This is a genomic window from Bradyrhizobium sp. URHC0002, from assembly GCF_054059515.1.
The window spans coordinates 8110514-8125530 of the sequence record NZ_JBSSCF010000001.1; the positions used below are offsets into that span (position 1 = coordinate 8110514).

Genomic DNA, 15017 nt, shown 5'->3' on the forward strand with positions numbered 1-15017 from the left:
TCGCCCTCCATTGTTTAGTCGACGATCAGAAAGTGCGTGTAGGCTCATCGACTGCACTGCCCGACACGCTTAGCCGTGCCACTGCGGTGCGAAGGCAGTCGATCAGCGCAGCTTCCACCAGCGGCTTACGAAGGTAGCATTGCACCCCCCGGGTCAGCATACACTCCTTCCGGCGCTCATCAGGATGGGCGGTGACCAAGATCGTCGGGATTGCGTGCCCACTTTCGACCAGATGGTCATAAAGCTCGACGCCCGTCATTTCTGGCATGTGAATATCGGCGACCAAGCAGGCGGTGGCCGCAAGTTCCGCAGATGCAAGAAATTGCGCCGCAGACGGAAACACTGCGACAGAGTAATCCAACGCCTTGAGAAGCCTGCGCATGGAGTCGCCGAAGGACTGGTCGTCATCGACGACAGAGATTAGTGGGCGCTCAGACAATGTGACCTCCCGATGGGTTATCGGCAGCGGCTACACCGCGCCTGTGAGGCCGGTTGGGTGCAGCATCGGTAGCGAGCATAACGCTGTAACAAACCCCGCGACTCTAAACTTTGGTTTAGGATGTCTGCCCACTAGGAGTCGGCGGACGGCTGTTCAAGCGTTTTCGTTAGGACTAAGATAGGCGCAGAGGGCAGGCAAAATAACAAAATAAAATGCGGAGAGAGCAGATGCGCCCATCCACAGACCTTGGATCACGAGCGGCGGCCGTGCCAAATTCACATTCCTGCGTAGTCGTCATCGACGACGACGAGGGGTTTCGCGAATCGCTCGGACGACTTTTGCGGTCCGCGGGCGTGAACCCACGGCTGTTTGCGTCGATCAACGATTTTGTCGGATCTGACCCACCCGATTGCCCTACCTGTCTTGTCCTCGACGTTAGGCTACCAGAGCGAAGCGGACTCGATTTTCAGCGCGATCTCGCCGCGGCCGGCGCCGCGCTCCCGATCGTCTTCGTCACCGGGCACGGGGACATTCCGATGAGCGTGCAAGCAATGAAGGCGGGCGCCGTCGAGTTTTTGACGAAACCGCTCCGGGAGCAGGATCTTCTGGATGCCATAAGTGTTGGGCTCGCTCGCGACCGTGTGCGCCGCCAAAATGATAAAGCCCTGAGCGAACTCAGGGCGCGATTTGAAGTGCTGACCCCGCGCGAGCGCGATATTCTGGTTCGGGTTGCGGAGGGTCGGCTAAACAAGCAGATTGCCGGCGAGTTGGGCATCACCGAAACCACGGTGAAGGTCCATCGCTGCAACATGATGCGGAAGATCGAAGCCGCATCGGTACCACAACTCTGCCGAATGGTGGATAAGCTGAAGCTGCTCAAGCTGCTGCCCGGGAACTCCAAGCTCGCCTAAGCTGTGGAGAGCCCAACGGCCACAACGGCAGCGCTAAAGTAGCGGCTTTGCGCGATCTCGAAATTGGAAATCGCAGATGATCTCCACGGGCCTCCATTTCCATTTCATCAGCGGCGCAACGACCGGAACCCGGCGCGTACTTCGTCCGCGAAGAGCTTCGGCTGCACCCAGGCCGCAAAGTGTCCGCCCTTGGGAAGCTTGTTGTAGTGGATCAACTTCGGATACGCCCGCTCTGCCCAACTCCGCGGAGCCGGATAGAGTTCATCCGGAAACACGCTCACGGTGACCGGGATGGAGACACCTTTGACGCCGAAGAAGAAATAAATCTTGTTCTCGAAGCACTCCGAGTAGAGACGCGCCCTCCCTTCTGCAAGGACCAAACTCGGAAGACCTAACGCTCACAGCAACGGTTACGGCTGCGGCCTCCGACAAGACGACGGTACAGCCGACGTCTTCCGCATGACGACCTCCGACGATTGCGCCGTCGGTAACCGGGGTTTCCGGATTTGAGGTGCGGGGCGGAAAAGCTAACAACCCGCGTCGGATCACAGCACGGCGCGTTGGTTTGCTTCAATTGCGCGATGGTTTTGAGGCCGACATGTCGGTATCGGCCCGCACGGCCTCGCCGCAATTGAAACGCTGGTGATTGCCAGATTAGCGGATTAAGAGAATGGCCTATTGTCGGACACTCGCGTTCTTGGAACATATCATAGTTGGCAGTGGTGATGGACATGCCAATGGTGCTGGCCGCCTGCTCCCACTTCTCAGCGGTGACGATGATTTCCTCAACCTGACTCTCGGATAGCGCTGTACCCTCCTGCGCCAGCGCGGTGTTTAGATCAAGCGCCAGCAGCACCCTTACGGTGATAACGGTCCACATGCTTGCCGATATGCATCCGACGACGGGGGATCACGGAGTAGGGTTTTTCTGCGGTCCGCGACAAGAAGCAAATTTCCTCACCGAGCAGACTCCCAAAGCCTAGTAGGCTCGCGGCAGCGGCTGCCGGGGCAGCTCCGCGAAAACGACGACGATTGAGGGCCGGGCGCTTTCTTCACGTCGACCCCTCGGCAAGCTGATGACTACCTTGCCCTTACGACCTGCGCAAGATCACAGCACGACGCACGGGGTTGGCTTCCATTGCGCCAAGGTTTAGGTCGATACTCCCGCTATTGCCCACACGACTCCCACCCACGAAGCGAAAGCAAAGGATTAAGGCGATCGCCTGATTGTTGGGCGCGCTGAACTTTGGCTTAGTCGTGAGTCGGCAGTGTGAATCGGAAGACGGCACCACGTGGTTGATGCGCTTCTGCCCACAAGCGTCCTCCATGGGCATCAATGATAGAGCGACATATTGAGAGGCCGATCCCGACCCCACTGGCCTTTGTAGTGTGGAAGGATTCAAAAATCCGCTCTAGATCATTCGCTGCGACGCCGGGTCCGGAATCGGCTATGGCCACGAGCAGCCCATCCGTGCGGCGCGATTCCGTCGTGATCTCCAGTTTCCGCTCCGAAACGTCCGCACTCGTCATCGCTTCGATGGAATTGAGAATGAGGTTAAGCATGACTTGCTGAAGCTGAACCCGATCTCCTTTAATAGGAGACAGTCCTTCCGCAGTACGCACGTGAACCGATACGCCATTCTTCGACAGCTCCCCCCTTACCAGCGCGAGCACCTCTTCGACCGCCTTGTTCAGGTCCATGCTTTCGATACGTGGCGGAGCCTTCTTTATCTGATCCCGGATCCGGCCGATGATGTCACCTGCCCTGTAGGTTTCGCCCACCAGACACTCCAGAGCCTCCTTGACTTCTGGCATGTTGGGCGGATTCGCCGTGAGGAAGCGCAGAGCTGCATGGGCGTTATTCCGTACCGCCCCAATCGGCTGATTCAACTCGTGTGCGATGGAGCCGGCGAGCTGTCCCATCGTTGCCACGCGGTTGGCGTGCGCCAAGTCCGTCTGCAACGCGCCTAGCGCGTCGGCGGCACGCTTGCGCTCAGTAAGATCAAGCACGAATGCCACACCTTGGTATCCACCTTGCTCCAAGGTCGCCACACCAATCAACACGGGCACAAGGCTGCCATCCTCCCGGAAGAGCTCCGTTTCGAACGGTTGTAAGCTACCCCGCTCCTTTAATTGGGGCTGATGTTCGTACCAGTCTGTCGGTGTCAGATCCATGCAACGCACGCCGTTCGAAACGAGATTCTTGCGGTCGAGTCCCACCATGCGAAGAAACGCGTCATTGGCCTCGACAATCCGATCTTGAACATCCCAGAAGAAGATTCCGATGATGTTGGCATCCACAAGCCGTCGGATCCTGGCCTCCCGCTCAGCTAGCTCACGGTACAGGCTGGCGTTCTCTATTGAGATAGCCGCTTGGGAAGCGAGCAGTGTGAGGACCACCATTCGAGCAGGAGTAAACGCGGCAGTCGCGAGGTTGTTCTCCAAGTACAGCACCCCAGTCAACCTGGTCTGCTTAAGTATCGGCAGGCAGAGCACTGACCGTGGGCGGCGGTCGCGAATATAGCCATCCGCTGAAAACGAGTTCTGACTGGACGCATCGTGCAGGAGAACGCTTTCTTTTGTCCGAAGGACGTAGTGAAACACTGACTTCGGTAGATCTGCGGCCGTGACGCGTGCGTGTTTCAGGACCACGTTCACGCTGTCACTGCTGGTTGTGGCCTCTGCTTCAATTTGATATTTGTCGCCTCTCGGAAGAATCAAGAGACCTCGATCGGCGCCCGCGTGTTCGATTGCCGAACTCATGAGCGTGTTGATTAACTTCTCGAAAACGATCTCGCCTGACACTGCTTGCGAGACCCTGATTACGGTAGCCAAATCGAGCTGCTCGATGGGTGTCACTTTCGTCGCCGTGGAATCTGGGATCGACTTGTCCACCTTGAGGTGCGGATAAAGCTCCTCGAGTTGGCGAACCTTTCCGTCGGCTCCCCAGCGTAGGTAGCAGGCTCGCGCGGCCCGGAAATAGGTCGCCGCGATCTTCTCGTAACCGCGCTCTGCGTAGAAACGCCCGGCAATCTCGTTGGCAATCGCCTGGTTGTGCACGAACCCGTATTTGTGAGCCTCGCGGATGGCCTTGTCGTACAGCTCCTGAGCGTTCAGTACCCGGCCCTCAATGCGAGCGATCTCGGCGCCAACCAAGGCAGCGCGGTCTTCGAAGGTTTCGGGGTCGAGCTCCGCCCACTCTTGGAGCTGCCGGTGGTGGCCCAGCACAGAATCGAAATGCCTCCCTCTCTGCTCCGGTGTGGCGTGATCCCAGACCGCCGCATGCGCCAGCGCGCCATAGAATCGATACTCCGCTGACTCGAACATTGCCGCCGACGTCCAAAGCAGCGGTTCCGCGTGGAGCGAGGCGTCGACCGCCGACGCAAGGTCTCCGGCGAAAAAGTGCGCCTGCAGCTTTCGCGTCCAGTAATAAAACTCGGCGAGCACCAGATCGGGGCTCTTGGCCAAGCGGCGTTCGGTATCGAGTTCGCTGTATCCCTCATGATCCAGGCACCCGAACGTCGCAGTCAGCCCGCGCAAGGTGAGTATCAAACCGAGTTGTGCTCCGCAGCGCTCGATGACCAGACCGAAACGCACCCGCCTAGCAAATGCCAGGCCGTTCTCGCATTCCTTTTGCACTTCCGCGAGCGGATCCCCGGCGGCGAGGCCAACCGTGACGGTCAGCAGCTCGCACTCGGCTGTCAGATACTCGATCGAGAAGATAAGCTGCTGATTACGTTCCCAAGTTTCTTCTGCAAGAAGGGCTCTGCCGGCCCTGAGATAATTGAGCGCCGAGTCGTATGCTGTCGATAGTTTCGCGCGCCGGCCTGCGATCAGGTTCAGTTCTGCGACGCGCTCGCGATCCTCGACAGAGGTGATGAGATGGGAGCCCCGGTTGAGTTGATTGACGATCTCAAATATCGCCTCCTCACGTTTTTCAGCGGGCGTGTGCTCGGCGAGGAGTATTCCTATGCGCAGGTGAGCCTCGGCACGCAGCTCCTTCGGGATCAGCGAGTAGGCGGCTTCCTGCACGCGGTCGTGCAGGAAGCCGTAGGAATTGTCCGCACGGAGGATGAGGCCCGATCGCACGGCTTCCCAGAGATGGGCGTGCATGTCCTCGACGGAGCCCTGATACCCCATCCTCAGCATCTCGAACTCTGCACTGTTGCCCATGCAGGCGAACTGCTGGAGTACCTTCTGGGTTTCTGGCGCAAGGCGCTTCAACTTCTCGACCATCAGCTCTACAACATTGTCCGTGAAGCCTTCGGCACGAATGCGGGGCAGGTCCCATACCCAACGCCGCGCGCGGTAATCGAATGTCAGCAGGCGATCGTCCGCCAGAGTAGAAATGAACTGGATTGCGAAGAACGGGTTGCCCGCGGTCTTTTCGTGAATCAAGTCTGCCAGTGGGGCGGCGCACTCCAGTTGGGAGTGAAGGGAGTCCACAAGCAGTTTACCTAGATCGCCGCGACTTAGTGGTGTGAGAACGATGTCCTGCACTGCCGCTCCGGCCTGACGGATCGCTTCCAGCTTACATACCAGCGGGTGGGTGGCATTGACCTCGTTGTCCCGATAGGCACCAATGAGCAGTAAGTGCTGCAAATCGTTGCGGGTAAACAGATCTTCGAGGAGGTCGAGTGTGGCGGCATCCAGCCATTGCATGTCATCGAGGAAGAGCGCGAGCGGATGTTCAGGTCGCGCAAATACGCCGATGAACCGTCGAAATACGATCTGAAAACGTCTCTGCGCTTCCCGTGGCGGCAATTCGGACACTGGCGGCTGCTCGCCAATGACATGCCTCAATTCCGGGACGAGATCGACGATGAGCAGTCCGTACGGACCCAGCGCCTCACGAAGTGCGTCCTGCCACTTGCGCAGGTCTTCCTCGTTCTGGCTGAGGAGCCGCCGGATGAGGCTCTGAAACGCCTGGGCCAGCGAGGCATGCGGAATGTCGCGTTTGTACTGGTCGGATTTGCCCGACGCAAACAATCCGCGTGGCGGCACGAGTGGTTTGTGAAGCTCATTGACAACTGCGGATTTGCCGATGCCCGAGTATCCGGAGACCAGCACCAGTTCCGCTCGACCACCGCCAACGACGCGGTCGAAAGCGGTGAGCAGAGTGTCAACCTCGCGATCCCTCCCGTACAGCTTCTCGGGGATCATGAGGCGATCCGGGGTGTCGCCCGCGCCAGGAATGAAGTCATCGATCCACCCCTGGGACTCCCATTGGGACAGGCAGCGCCGAAGATCGCTCTCAACTCCCACCGCTGTCTGATACCTCTCCTCCGCCGTCTTGGAGAGCAACTTCATCGTGATCGCGGAGACCGAGGCCGGCACGGTTCCCACCCGCTCACTGGGTGCGGCCGGTTGTTTCGCGATGTGACAGTGCACCCATTCCATCGGGTCGGAGGCCGTGAATGGAAGACTCCCGGTCAGCATTTCGTAAAACGTCACTCCAAGCGAGTAAAGGTCGCTCCGAGAATCGATCGAACGGTTCATTCGTCCCGTCTGCTCGGGTGCCATGTAGGCGAGCGTTCCCGCGATGAACTCGGGAGGTTCGGGCGACTGGCGCTCGCGCGGAAGTCGGGACGCAATCCCGAATCCGGTGAGCCACGCGTTGCCGGTGTCGTCGACGAGGACATTCGCAGGCTTGATATCCTTATGTATGAGGCCCCGCTGATGGACTTGACCGAGTGTTCTTGCCAACCCAATTGCGGTGCTAAGGAAGCGAGTCAGGTCGAGCGGTTGCCCCTGGTCACGCTCAAGAATCCGATCCAGCGGCTGACCGCCAGGGTCCTTGAGTAAGAGGATCGTCCGCCCTTCGTGACGAGTAATGGCCAGAGGCTTGGCAGCCCACGCGGGATCGAGTTCGGCTGCGAACGAGTATTCGTGCATTAGCCGCCTGACACTCTGAGGTGCGATCGCGAGGACTGGCGAGGGGTCGTCGTGCTTTCGGCCGCGGTAAAGGGTAACGTCCGCGCTTTCCCGCAGGGGCACCAGCACGTACCCTGAGAGCTCCGGGATAGGTGACATTCTTGTCGCCACGGCATCACCACTTCGGAATATTCATTTGGACAGGACACTAGAAAGATGCCCAGAGGAACGAAGTAATCAATGGCCCGCCGTAGAGTTGGTTCAATTTTTCTAACGAACTGGAACTTTCTAACGAACTGAAAAGAGTCTCTTCATCAACAGCATTCTCCCCGCCGTGGCACTCCTGCTCACCAGCGAGTTCGTTGGCTTCCGCCAAGCCTCTGCGCAGATGTGCCCAAGGCGGACGGGATTAACCTCCAGCGGGGCGTTTGCTCATAAAAACGAGCTAAGTCTCAAGAAGTCCGCTTCTTGGATTGCGGCTTTTCGGCCATATTCCGGCATCCCCTCAGCGCCGCCTCCCGCAACTTGCTGAATCTGCAATTGGGAATCTACCTGGTTCAGGTTCCAAAAACAGATGATGCCTGAACGGTGAACTGCGCTTACCCCCGCCCCGCGATCTTTCACGCTCCCGTCCACGTCACGCGCGATTTATCGCCCTCGTCACTCCCATCATCTGGATCATAGTTCCGCTATCGGAGATGTGGCGGCCAGCTAACGCCTCATGAGCGGAATCGCTCATCGGTCCTTTGGTTCAAAGCCATTGAGCTACCGCTCCGCAACTCATCCGTTAGATGCAACACCTTCGCAACGTGCGGCAGACTGGAACCGCAATCGGAACCGTCCACTCATTGTGTTGCCCTCAGAACGCCACAGCATTATAAGTTACGCAAGCCTCTGTAATATAACAACGAGAGGTCAGCGTGTGCGAGTAAGCGGAGATAACAAGCCATCGCGCGGAGCAAACCGGCCCAACAATCGCAACGGTCAGCAGCATGAGAAGGCTGCGATTTCCGGTCGGTCGCGTCAGAAACGTGCGCCGCGCGCCAGCGGCAAGATAGGCGAGTCGGTCCGATCCTTCGACTGGGCATCAACTAGCCTTGGCCCCATTTCAAAGTGGTCGCAACCCATCCGAACGGCCGTCGCGATTTGTGCGAGCATTGCGTCGGCGCAGCATGAGGCGCTGATCTCAGCCGATCGAGCTCAACGCCGGCGAATAACCGAGCTTGGCAGGCAAAATAACATGCTGCGTAGCCAGGTTTCTCGGCAACGCGCAACTTTGGATGTCGCGCAGCTTCAGCTCGAGGTTCTTGATAACGTTCCGTCGATGGTATGGACGGTCGCGCCCGATGGTAGGTGCGAGTTTGTCAATCGCTTTTACCTTGAGGTCACTGGCCTGTCCGCAAATTATTGTACGGCGCCGACCGAAGTGTGGAAGAAGTCCCCGCGTGATCTGCCGCCATTTCTTTCCGGCGTCCATCCGGATTATCGTGACCGCGCAGCCAGCTCATTTTGGAATGGTGTCGAGTCGGGCCGAGGGTGGGCCTATGAAGTTCCCATCCGCCATGCCGATGGAGCCTATCACTGGCATTTTCGTCACGCTGTCCCGGTGCAAGATTCGAAAGGAACTCTGTTTCGATTTGTTGGCACTTGTGCCGATATCCAGGAATTCAAAGTTGCGCAGGAAGGGCTTGAGACCGCAGAACAGCGAGCGCGTCTTATCGTCGATCGCGCGCTCGATGCAATCATCGTCATGGACTCCGATGGCATAGTTTCGGGTTGGAACGAACAGGCGGAGGTGATATTTGGATGGCCTCGTGCGCAGATACTTGGAAAGCGGTTGGTCGATAAAATAATTCCTCCGAGATATCGAACAGCGCACGAGGCTGGAGTGAGACGCTTCCTCGCCACAGGCGAAGGCCCACTGCTCGACAAACGCATCGAAATCACAGGTCTCCATAAAGACGGACATGAGCTGCAGATCGAGTTGGCGATTGCGCCTGTGAAGGTGGGTAATCAATGGACATTCAGCGCATTCGTGCGTGATTTGACAGAAAGTAAGCAGATCGCTGAGACGCTTCGCGAAACTCGGGAAGAACTCGCCTGGATGTCTCGCCTTACGGCGATGGGAGAACTCACCGCATCTATCGCCCATGAAATAAAGCAGCCGCTGTCGGCTATAATAAGCGACACCGAGACTAGCCTCTATTGGCTAGCAAGCCAAAAGCCCGACATCGAAAAGGTGAGAACGATTACCCAACGAATTGGACAGGATGCGAATCGCGCGATTGACATCATCGGACGTATTCGGTCCTTGATGAACAAAACTGTCTCTGAACGGGTACCTCTCGATATGAACGTTCTGATCCACGAGGTGCTGGACCTGACGGCTTGGGAGTTGCGGAAACGTCAAGTATCGGTGAAGGCTGAACTGTCCTCATCGCTTCCAATGATCTTGGCTGATCGAATCCAGATGCAACAGGTCATCCTCAATCTCATCCTGAACGGCATAGAGGCAATGGCGCCTGTGGAGGATCGGCCGAGGGTCCTCTCCGTTAAGTCGGGACCATTCAAAGAGGACGAAATCCAGCTTTCCTTCCATGACACGGGCATAGGCATCGATCCGGCGTCAGCAAGCCACATTTTCGAAGCCTTCTTCACTACCAAACCAAATGGAACGGGAATAGGATTGTCTATTTGCCGATCGATTATCGAAGCTCATGGTGGGCATATCTCTGCTATGCCAGGAATACCTCATGGAGCTGTTTTTCAGTTCAGTTTGCCCCACGGACCGTGATGTTCCATGACCGAGGAACCAGCCGTGGTTGCGGTTATCGACGACGATCAGTCGATCCGTGAGGCATTGGGGAGAATGTTCGAGACGGTTTCCCTGAAGGCAGAGCTGTTCGGATCGGTCGAGGAGTACTTACGAGCGAGCAAGTCACGCCCGGCTAATTGCATTGTATTGGATGTGCGGTTGCCCGGCCCTTCCGGTCTCGACTTTCAGGGGCAGCTTACCAGCGCTAATAACCAAACCCCAATTGTATTTATCACCGCGCATGGAGACATCCCAATGTCGGTCCGCGCCATGAAAGCCGGCGCGATAGAATTCCTGACCAAGCCATTTCGGCACCAGGAACTCCTTGATGCGGTTCGAAAGGGCATCGAGCGCGATCGATCGTGCCGGGCGGAAGTCCGGAGATTAGCCGATCTGCAGGCTCGGTTTGCGTCGCTCACACCTCGTGAACGACAGATAATGGCGTTGCTAGCCGATGGGCGGATGACAAAGCAAATCGCCGCTGAAATTGGCATAAGCGCTATGACGGTTCGCATTCATCGGAGCCAGGGCATATCGAAGATGGGCGCGCGATCGATTGCTGATTTGGTTCGAATGGCTGACAAATTGAGCCTCGTATCGTCGAAAAAGCAGGTTGACTAATCGGAACGAAAAGCCAGCCCTCATTTGATTAATAGCGGTAGCGAACTCGCGATTTGCAGCCGCCCAAGCCTCTGCCATATTGGACACCGGGAGGATTACCCGACGTCTGTTCCCTTGATATCCATTGTAGATGACGACGACAGCATCCGCGTGGCAATGGGCGGGCTGGTGGAGACGTTCGGATACGACGTCGAGACCTTTGAATCAGGTGAAGCATTCTTGGGCTCCGGGTTGCTCGATCAGACACGATGTTTGATAGCTGACGTGCAAATGTGCGGAATGAGCGGCCCACAGCTCCAGGAGCATCTCATAAACTCGGGCATAAAAATCCCCGTTATCTTCGTCACAGCATTTCCTCGCTGTAACATCCGTGACCGGGTAATGAAGCAGGGCGCAATTGCGTACCTCACCAAGCCATTGGACCGATCCACGCTGCAGAAACGCCTCCAGCGGGCGCTTGGAGACGAGGGGAAGGGAAATGTTTTGCGATCAGGCGACTCGTGAGGCGCACGGGAGTCCACAGGGAGGCGGCGGCGGTCTCATTGACCCTTCCGGTTTGCCTAACGAGCTGGTCACATCGTCCCAAACAGGCGAGTGAGCTCTCTCTCTTGTTCGGTGGTACCTACCCGAATCGTTCGACCAACCCGCGAATTCCGCGTTGGGGGCGCACTCCGTCCGTTAGTAATAAACTAACTTCCATCTCCCGTGCACCTTGATTGGTTCGCCGCATATGGCGATTGGCAACGCGAATAGAGCCCGATAATTAGTCAACGAAACGGGCACTCATCTAAACGACACGCAAGGTGGACTGCTCTTTATTCCAACAGCGCCAGCAAAGCGCGAATGGAATTGCGCCATGTTCGCCCCTATGATCACTCATGGATATTGAAGCCACCAAAGGAGGTTGAAAATGGCAACCAGCGCAACAAGCACGATGATTTTGGATGGCGACTTCGACAAAATCGACTTCCGAGGAGAACTCGTCGACGGGCACCTCGTCGCAAAAGGAATTCTCGCAGACCAAGCGGCAATGGATTCTATCCCAGTAGGGATATACGTTCTCGAAAGGGATGCCACCGTCGTCAAGTGCAACAAAACTGCAATCGCGGGTTGGGGACGCACGCCGTCTCTGGGAACCTCGGAAAAGTATTGCGGGTCACACCTTCTTCGTTACCCCTCAGGAGAAGTGATGCCGCACGAACTTGCACCACCTTCCGTGACGATCAACAACGGCGGCACCGTTCGGAACGCCGATGTGATCTGCGAACAGCCTAACGGTAATCGTCTTCTGGCGCTCGTTAATGTCTTTCCAATTCGTGACAACGAGGACGAAGTGATCGGAGCCGTCAACATTTTCCGCCACAATACCAACAAGACTGTCCCTGGCTTACTCTCCGAGTCTGCAAGTAGTTCTAACTCCAAGATCGATGAGGGGGAGCAGTGAGGCTCCCCCTTCGCTGCTTCGGGCTGGACTAGCATCTTGATCGGTCGCTGCCCGGAGTGTGGGGTACCAGAAACCCAATGTTTGGTTATGTCCCCGCCGCAACCCGGCTGACCGCGTTTCAGGCCCCGAAAATTACTACGTGCGCCAACTAAGCCGCGCATACCTTTGCGGAGGAGCTGTTTGTGCAATCGAACGAGCGACGCGAACGGGAACGTGAGATGCGTGCCGCCGGGCGGCTGCCCCCAGGACAGTCGCTGACGCTCAAGTCGCCGGTGGTGCATGTGGGCTCGGTGCCGCTCTTTGATCCCAGGACGTGGGATTTTCGCGTGTTCGGCCTGGTAGAAGAGCAGCTGCGGCTTTCGTGGGAAGAGCTCTCCAATCTGCCGCAGAACGATGTATTTGCGGACTGGCACTGCGTCTCGCACTGGAGCCGGTTCGACAACTATTGGGGAGGATTGCTCGCCACAGAATTGATGAAGCGAGTGAAGTTGCGGCCAGAGGCGCGGCATGTGATGGTCCATGGCGAAAACAACTACACGGCAAACCTGCCAATCTCGGATTTTCTGCGCCCGACGACGATTTTCGCCCTGCGGCATGACGGCGAACCCCTTACGGCTGAGCATGGCTACCCGCTGCGCCTCGTGGTGCCAAACCTCTATGCGTATAAGAGCGTGAAGTGGGTGCGCGGGATCGAGTTGTTGGATCGCGAATCGCCGGGCTTATGGGAATTTAACGGATATCACATTTACGGCGACCCGTTCAAAGAGCAACGCTCTTCGAGCTGAACATCGGGACGCTGGAGGTATGGGTCGGTCTCAAGTACGGCTGCTCGAACCCAATCGTTAGACTGTTTCACCTGCAGGCGTGACTTCATCAGAACGACAACATAAGGATTCACGTCGACAGAAGATAGTACTACACAATCTTCAGATAAAAGTATCCGGGAATATAGGACACCCGAGGCGACTTAACGACTGTCCAACGACGCGCGACCGCGGCCCGAAGACGGTCGATCAGGGAAGACTCCGCTAACGGCTTGGGTAGATAGCACTCAAGGGCTGGAGGGCGCGAGGCATCACGCCGTTATTCCCAATGTCAACACGATCGACAAATTGCGGGAGGTGTGGCCTCGCCTGTCGTCCGATGAGAAGAAACTGTTCGACGTCCAGAGCAGCGGTACCGCGCGCGCAGAGGCGTGCACCGCCGAAGCAAGATCCCGCCGAAAAAATGCGCCTTCAACTTGCGCGTCGAATAGTAGAACTCGGCGAGGTCTCTCAATTCCGCGTGCACGTAGACTTGAGACACCAGCGGTTCGGGTAGTCCATCAAGATAAGGGCAGCACGGTCGTTGGCGTCGACATTGCCGACGCTGATGCACTGCCTGTTGCCCCGGAAGTCCGCGCAGCCGGGTGTCTTGTCGTCGAGCACCTAGAGGAATCGGGGCGGCTCGCCCCTGCGCTGCGGGCAGCCGCTCTCCCTGTACTCTAAAGGCAAGAACGAGTCGGGCTTCAGCCAATAACGAGTCCGCGCCCCCCGCTTGAACGTCCGGTTTGGCCTACGAGCAGTCGTCGAGCGCAGGTCGCATTTTTAAGCCACCGCGCAAGTGGTCGGCTTTAGGGGCGCGTTCCCTAAACCTTCGTATCATTCACTGGCCGTTTGGTTAGCCGGCGCATTACCCACGTTCAATTGAGCGGCTAACCGCGAGCGTCCTAGGCTGCGCGCGTAGGAAAGGCGCACAGGCCCACGCAGGGCGACGGTTGAAAAGGATGATCGACGAACAGCGACGATAGAGGAGACTACGATGCCCCATTGCTCCGATAATCTTAGATCTGGCAGTGCCGCGCGATGCGCAGTTTGTGATGGCAAATTTGGTCTCGTCCGGCACTACTCCTGGCGAACCCCGCTTTGTTCCAAGAAGTGCGTCGATCGCTTCAGAACTCGCAGGGAAAGTGACCGCAATTGGTTGAACTGGCTCGGAATCGCCTTCGACCAGCTGCCCGAGAACCGCGCAAGGGCTTTATGACGGTCCAGATCTCACAACGAGGCAAGGAATATCTAGAGATAGCACAGACTTTGCTCCGCGCCGCCAAAAGCATGACCGACTCAGCGATTGCGGGTCAGCTTAAGGCCCTTGCCGACCATTACCAGCGGCGAGCTGAGAAGGCTACGCATGTTGAAGCGGATGAATGAATTTCCTGGCTGCACAGAGAGATTCCGGGATTGGGTGTGAGATGAACAATCACATCTGGCATGCAACGCTTGTTGTATTCACTGTCATGCTGCCGATTTCTACAATCGGTCACGCCCGCGCCCACGATTATCAGCACCCTGAGTTGAACAGTTGGTATGAGAGTTTGCACAGCGGCAAAGGGCCCTGCTGCGATGGCAGCGATGCGAAGCGCATTGATGACGCCGATTGGGAAACTAATGATCGTCACTGGCCTTACTATTTGAACGGTGTTTTCGTTGGCGTCAGATGCTTCATGCCGGGGAGCATGGGCTGATCCACAGCGCAGGGCGATCAGCAGTTCCACCCACTAGCTCCAACTCGTCCGATGCCGTGTATTGCTTCGAATAAGGAGGCGCCAAGCGACAACTGGAACGTGGAATAGCCGCAACAGGAGCACTAACGGCGAGCAAATCCTGTATGCTTATCTAGGCGATCCGATCAAAGGAACCGAACTTGCGATGAGCAACGGGCTAACGGCCACATACGCCTACAAGCTTGCTTATGAGCGCGTGTTATTGCCGACTCGCGATGAGAAACTGCTTGGGCGCAGCCATTCAGCGAGATTGGCATCAACATGATCGTCCTCACTCCAAAAAACAAAGGCAATGCCTTGACGCCGTCAGAGCCGAGTGTGGTTCGGGAATGTCCTAACGCTACGCGGGCTGGCGGATCGTGTTTCAGTGA

General features: G+C 57.2%; 9 protein-coding genes and 1 pseudogene. 6 read left to right on the forward strand and 4 right to left on the reverse strand.

The window, feature by feature from the left end; genetic code table 11:
- Positions 1–25 precede the first annotated feature (25 nt).
- Complete coding sequence (locus ACVWVY_RS39120) at positions 26–439, reverse strand: response regulator transcription factor (protein WP_456631387.1); 414 nt, start codon at positions 437–439, stop codon at positions 26–28.
- Positions 440–666: 227 nt separating this feature from the next.
- Here ACVWVY_RS39120 and ACVWVY_RS39125 point away from each other — a divergent pair, with 227 nt between their 5' ends.
- A complete protein-coding gene (locus tag ACVWVY_RS39125) occupies positions 667–1350 on the forward strand; it encodes a response regulator transcription factor (RefSeq protein ID WP_456632429.1) in 684 nt (227 codons plus the stop codon).
- A gap of 107 nt (positions 1351–1457) precedes the next feature.
- On the opposite strand, the pseudogene ACVWVY_RS39130 reads toward ACVWVY_RS39125, so the two are convergent.
- A pseudogene (locus ACVWVY_RS39130) lies at positions 1458–1709 on the reverse strand (epoxide hydrolase); the annotation flags it as partial.
- Between the two features lie 892 nt (positions 1710–2601).
- A complete protein-coding gene (locus ACVWVY_RS39135; RefSeq protein WP_456632430.1) occupies positions 2602–7347 on the reverse strand; it encodes a trifunctional serine/threonine-protein kinase/ATP-binding protein/sensor histidine kinase in 4746 nt (1581 codons plus the stop codon).
- A 799-nt stretch (positions 7348–8146) separates the two neighbouring features.
- Here ACVWVY_RS39135 and ACVWVY_RS39140 point away from each other — a divergent pair.
- The 5 genes from ACVWVY_RS39140 (at position 8147) to ACVWVY_RS39160 (ending at position 12889) form a co-directional block, all read left to right on the forward strand.
- Positions 8147–10018 carry a PAS domain-containing sensor histidine kinase gene (locus ACVWVY_RS39140; protein WP_456631388.1) on the forward strand — a complete coding sequence of 624 codons (1872 nt, stop codon included), beginning with the start codon at positions 8147–8149 and terminating at the stop codon, positions 10016–10018.
- A gap of 6 nt (positions 10019–10024) precedes the next feature.
- Positions 10025–10660 carry a response regulator transcription factor gene (locus ACVWVY_RS39145; RefSeq protein ID WP_456631389.1) on the forward strand — a complete coding sequence of 212 codons (636 nt, stop codon included), beginning with the start codon at positions 10025–10027 and terminating at the stop codon, positions 10658–10660.
- 114 nt (positions 10661–10774) lie between these two features.
- Positions 10775–11164 (forward strand): response regulator transcription factor, encoded by a 390-nt coding sequence (locus ACVWVY_RS39150; protein WP_456631390.1) that lies wholly within the window; start codon positions 10775–10777, stop codon positions 11162–11164.
- A gap of 406 nt (positions 11165–11570) precedes the next feature.
- Positions 11571–12104 (forward strand): PAS domain-containing protein, encoded by a 534-nt coding sequence (locus ACVWVY_RS39155; protein WP_456631391.1) that lies wholly within the window; start codon positions 11571–11573, stop codon positions 12102–12104.
- Positions 12105–12286: 182 nt separating this feature from the next.
- Complete coding sequence (locus ACVWVY_RS39160; protein ID WP_456631392.1) at positions 12287–12889, forward strand: sulfite oxidase-like oxidoreductase; 603 nt, start codon at positions 12287–12289, stop codon at positions 12887–12889.
- A gap of 1355 nt (positions 12890–14244) precedes the next feature.
- Here ACVWVY_RS39160 and ACVWVY_RS39165 read toward each other — a convergent pair.
- A complete protein-coding gene (locus ACVWVY_RS39165; protein WP_456631393.1) occupies positions 14245–14637 on the reverse strand; it encodes a hypothetical protein in 393 nt (130 codons plus the stop codon).
- Positions 14638–15017 lie beyond the last annotated feature (380 nt).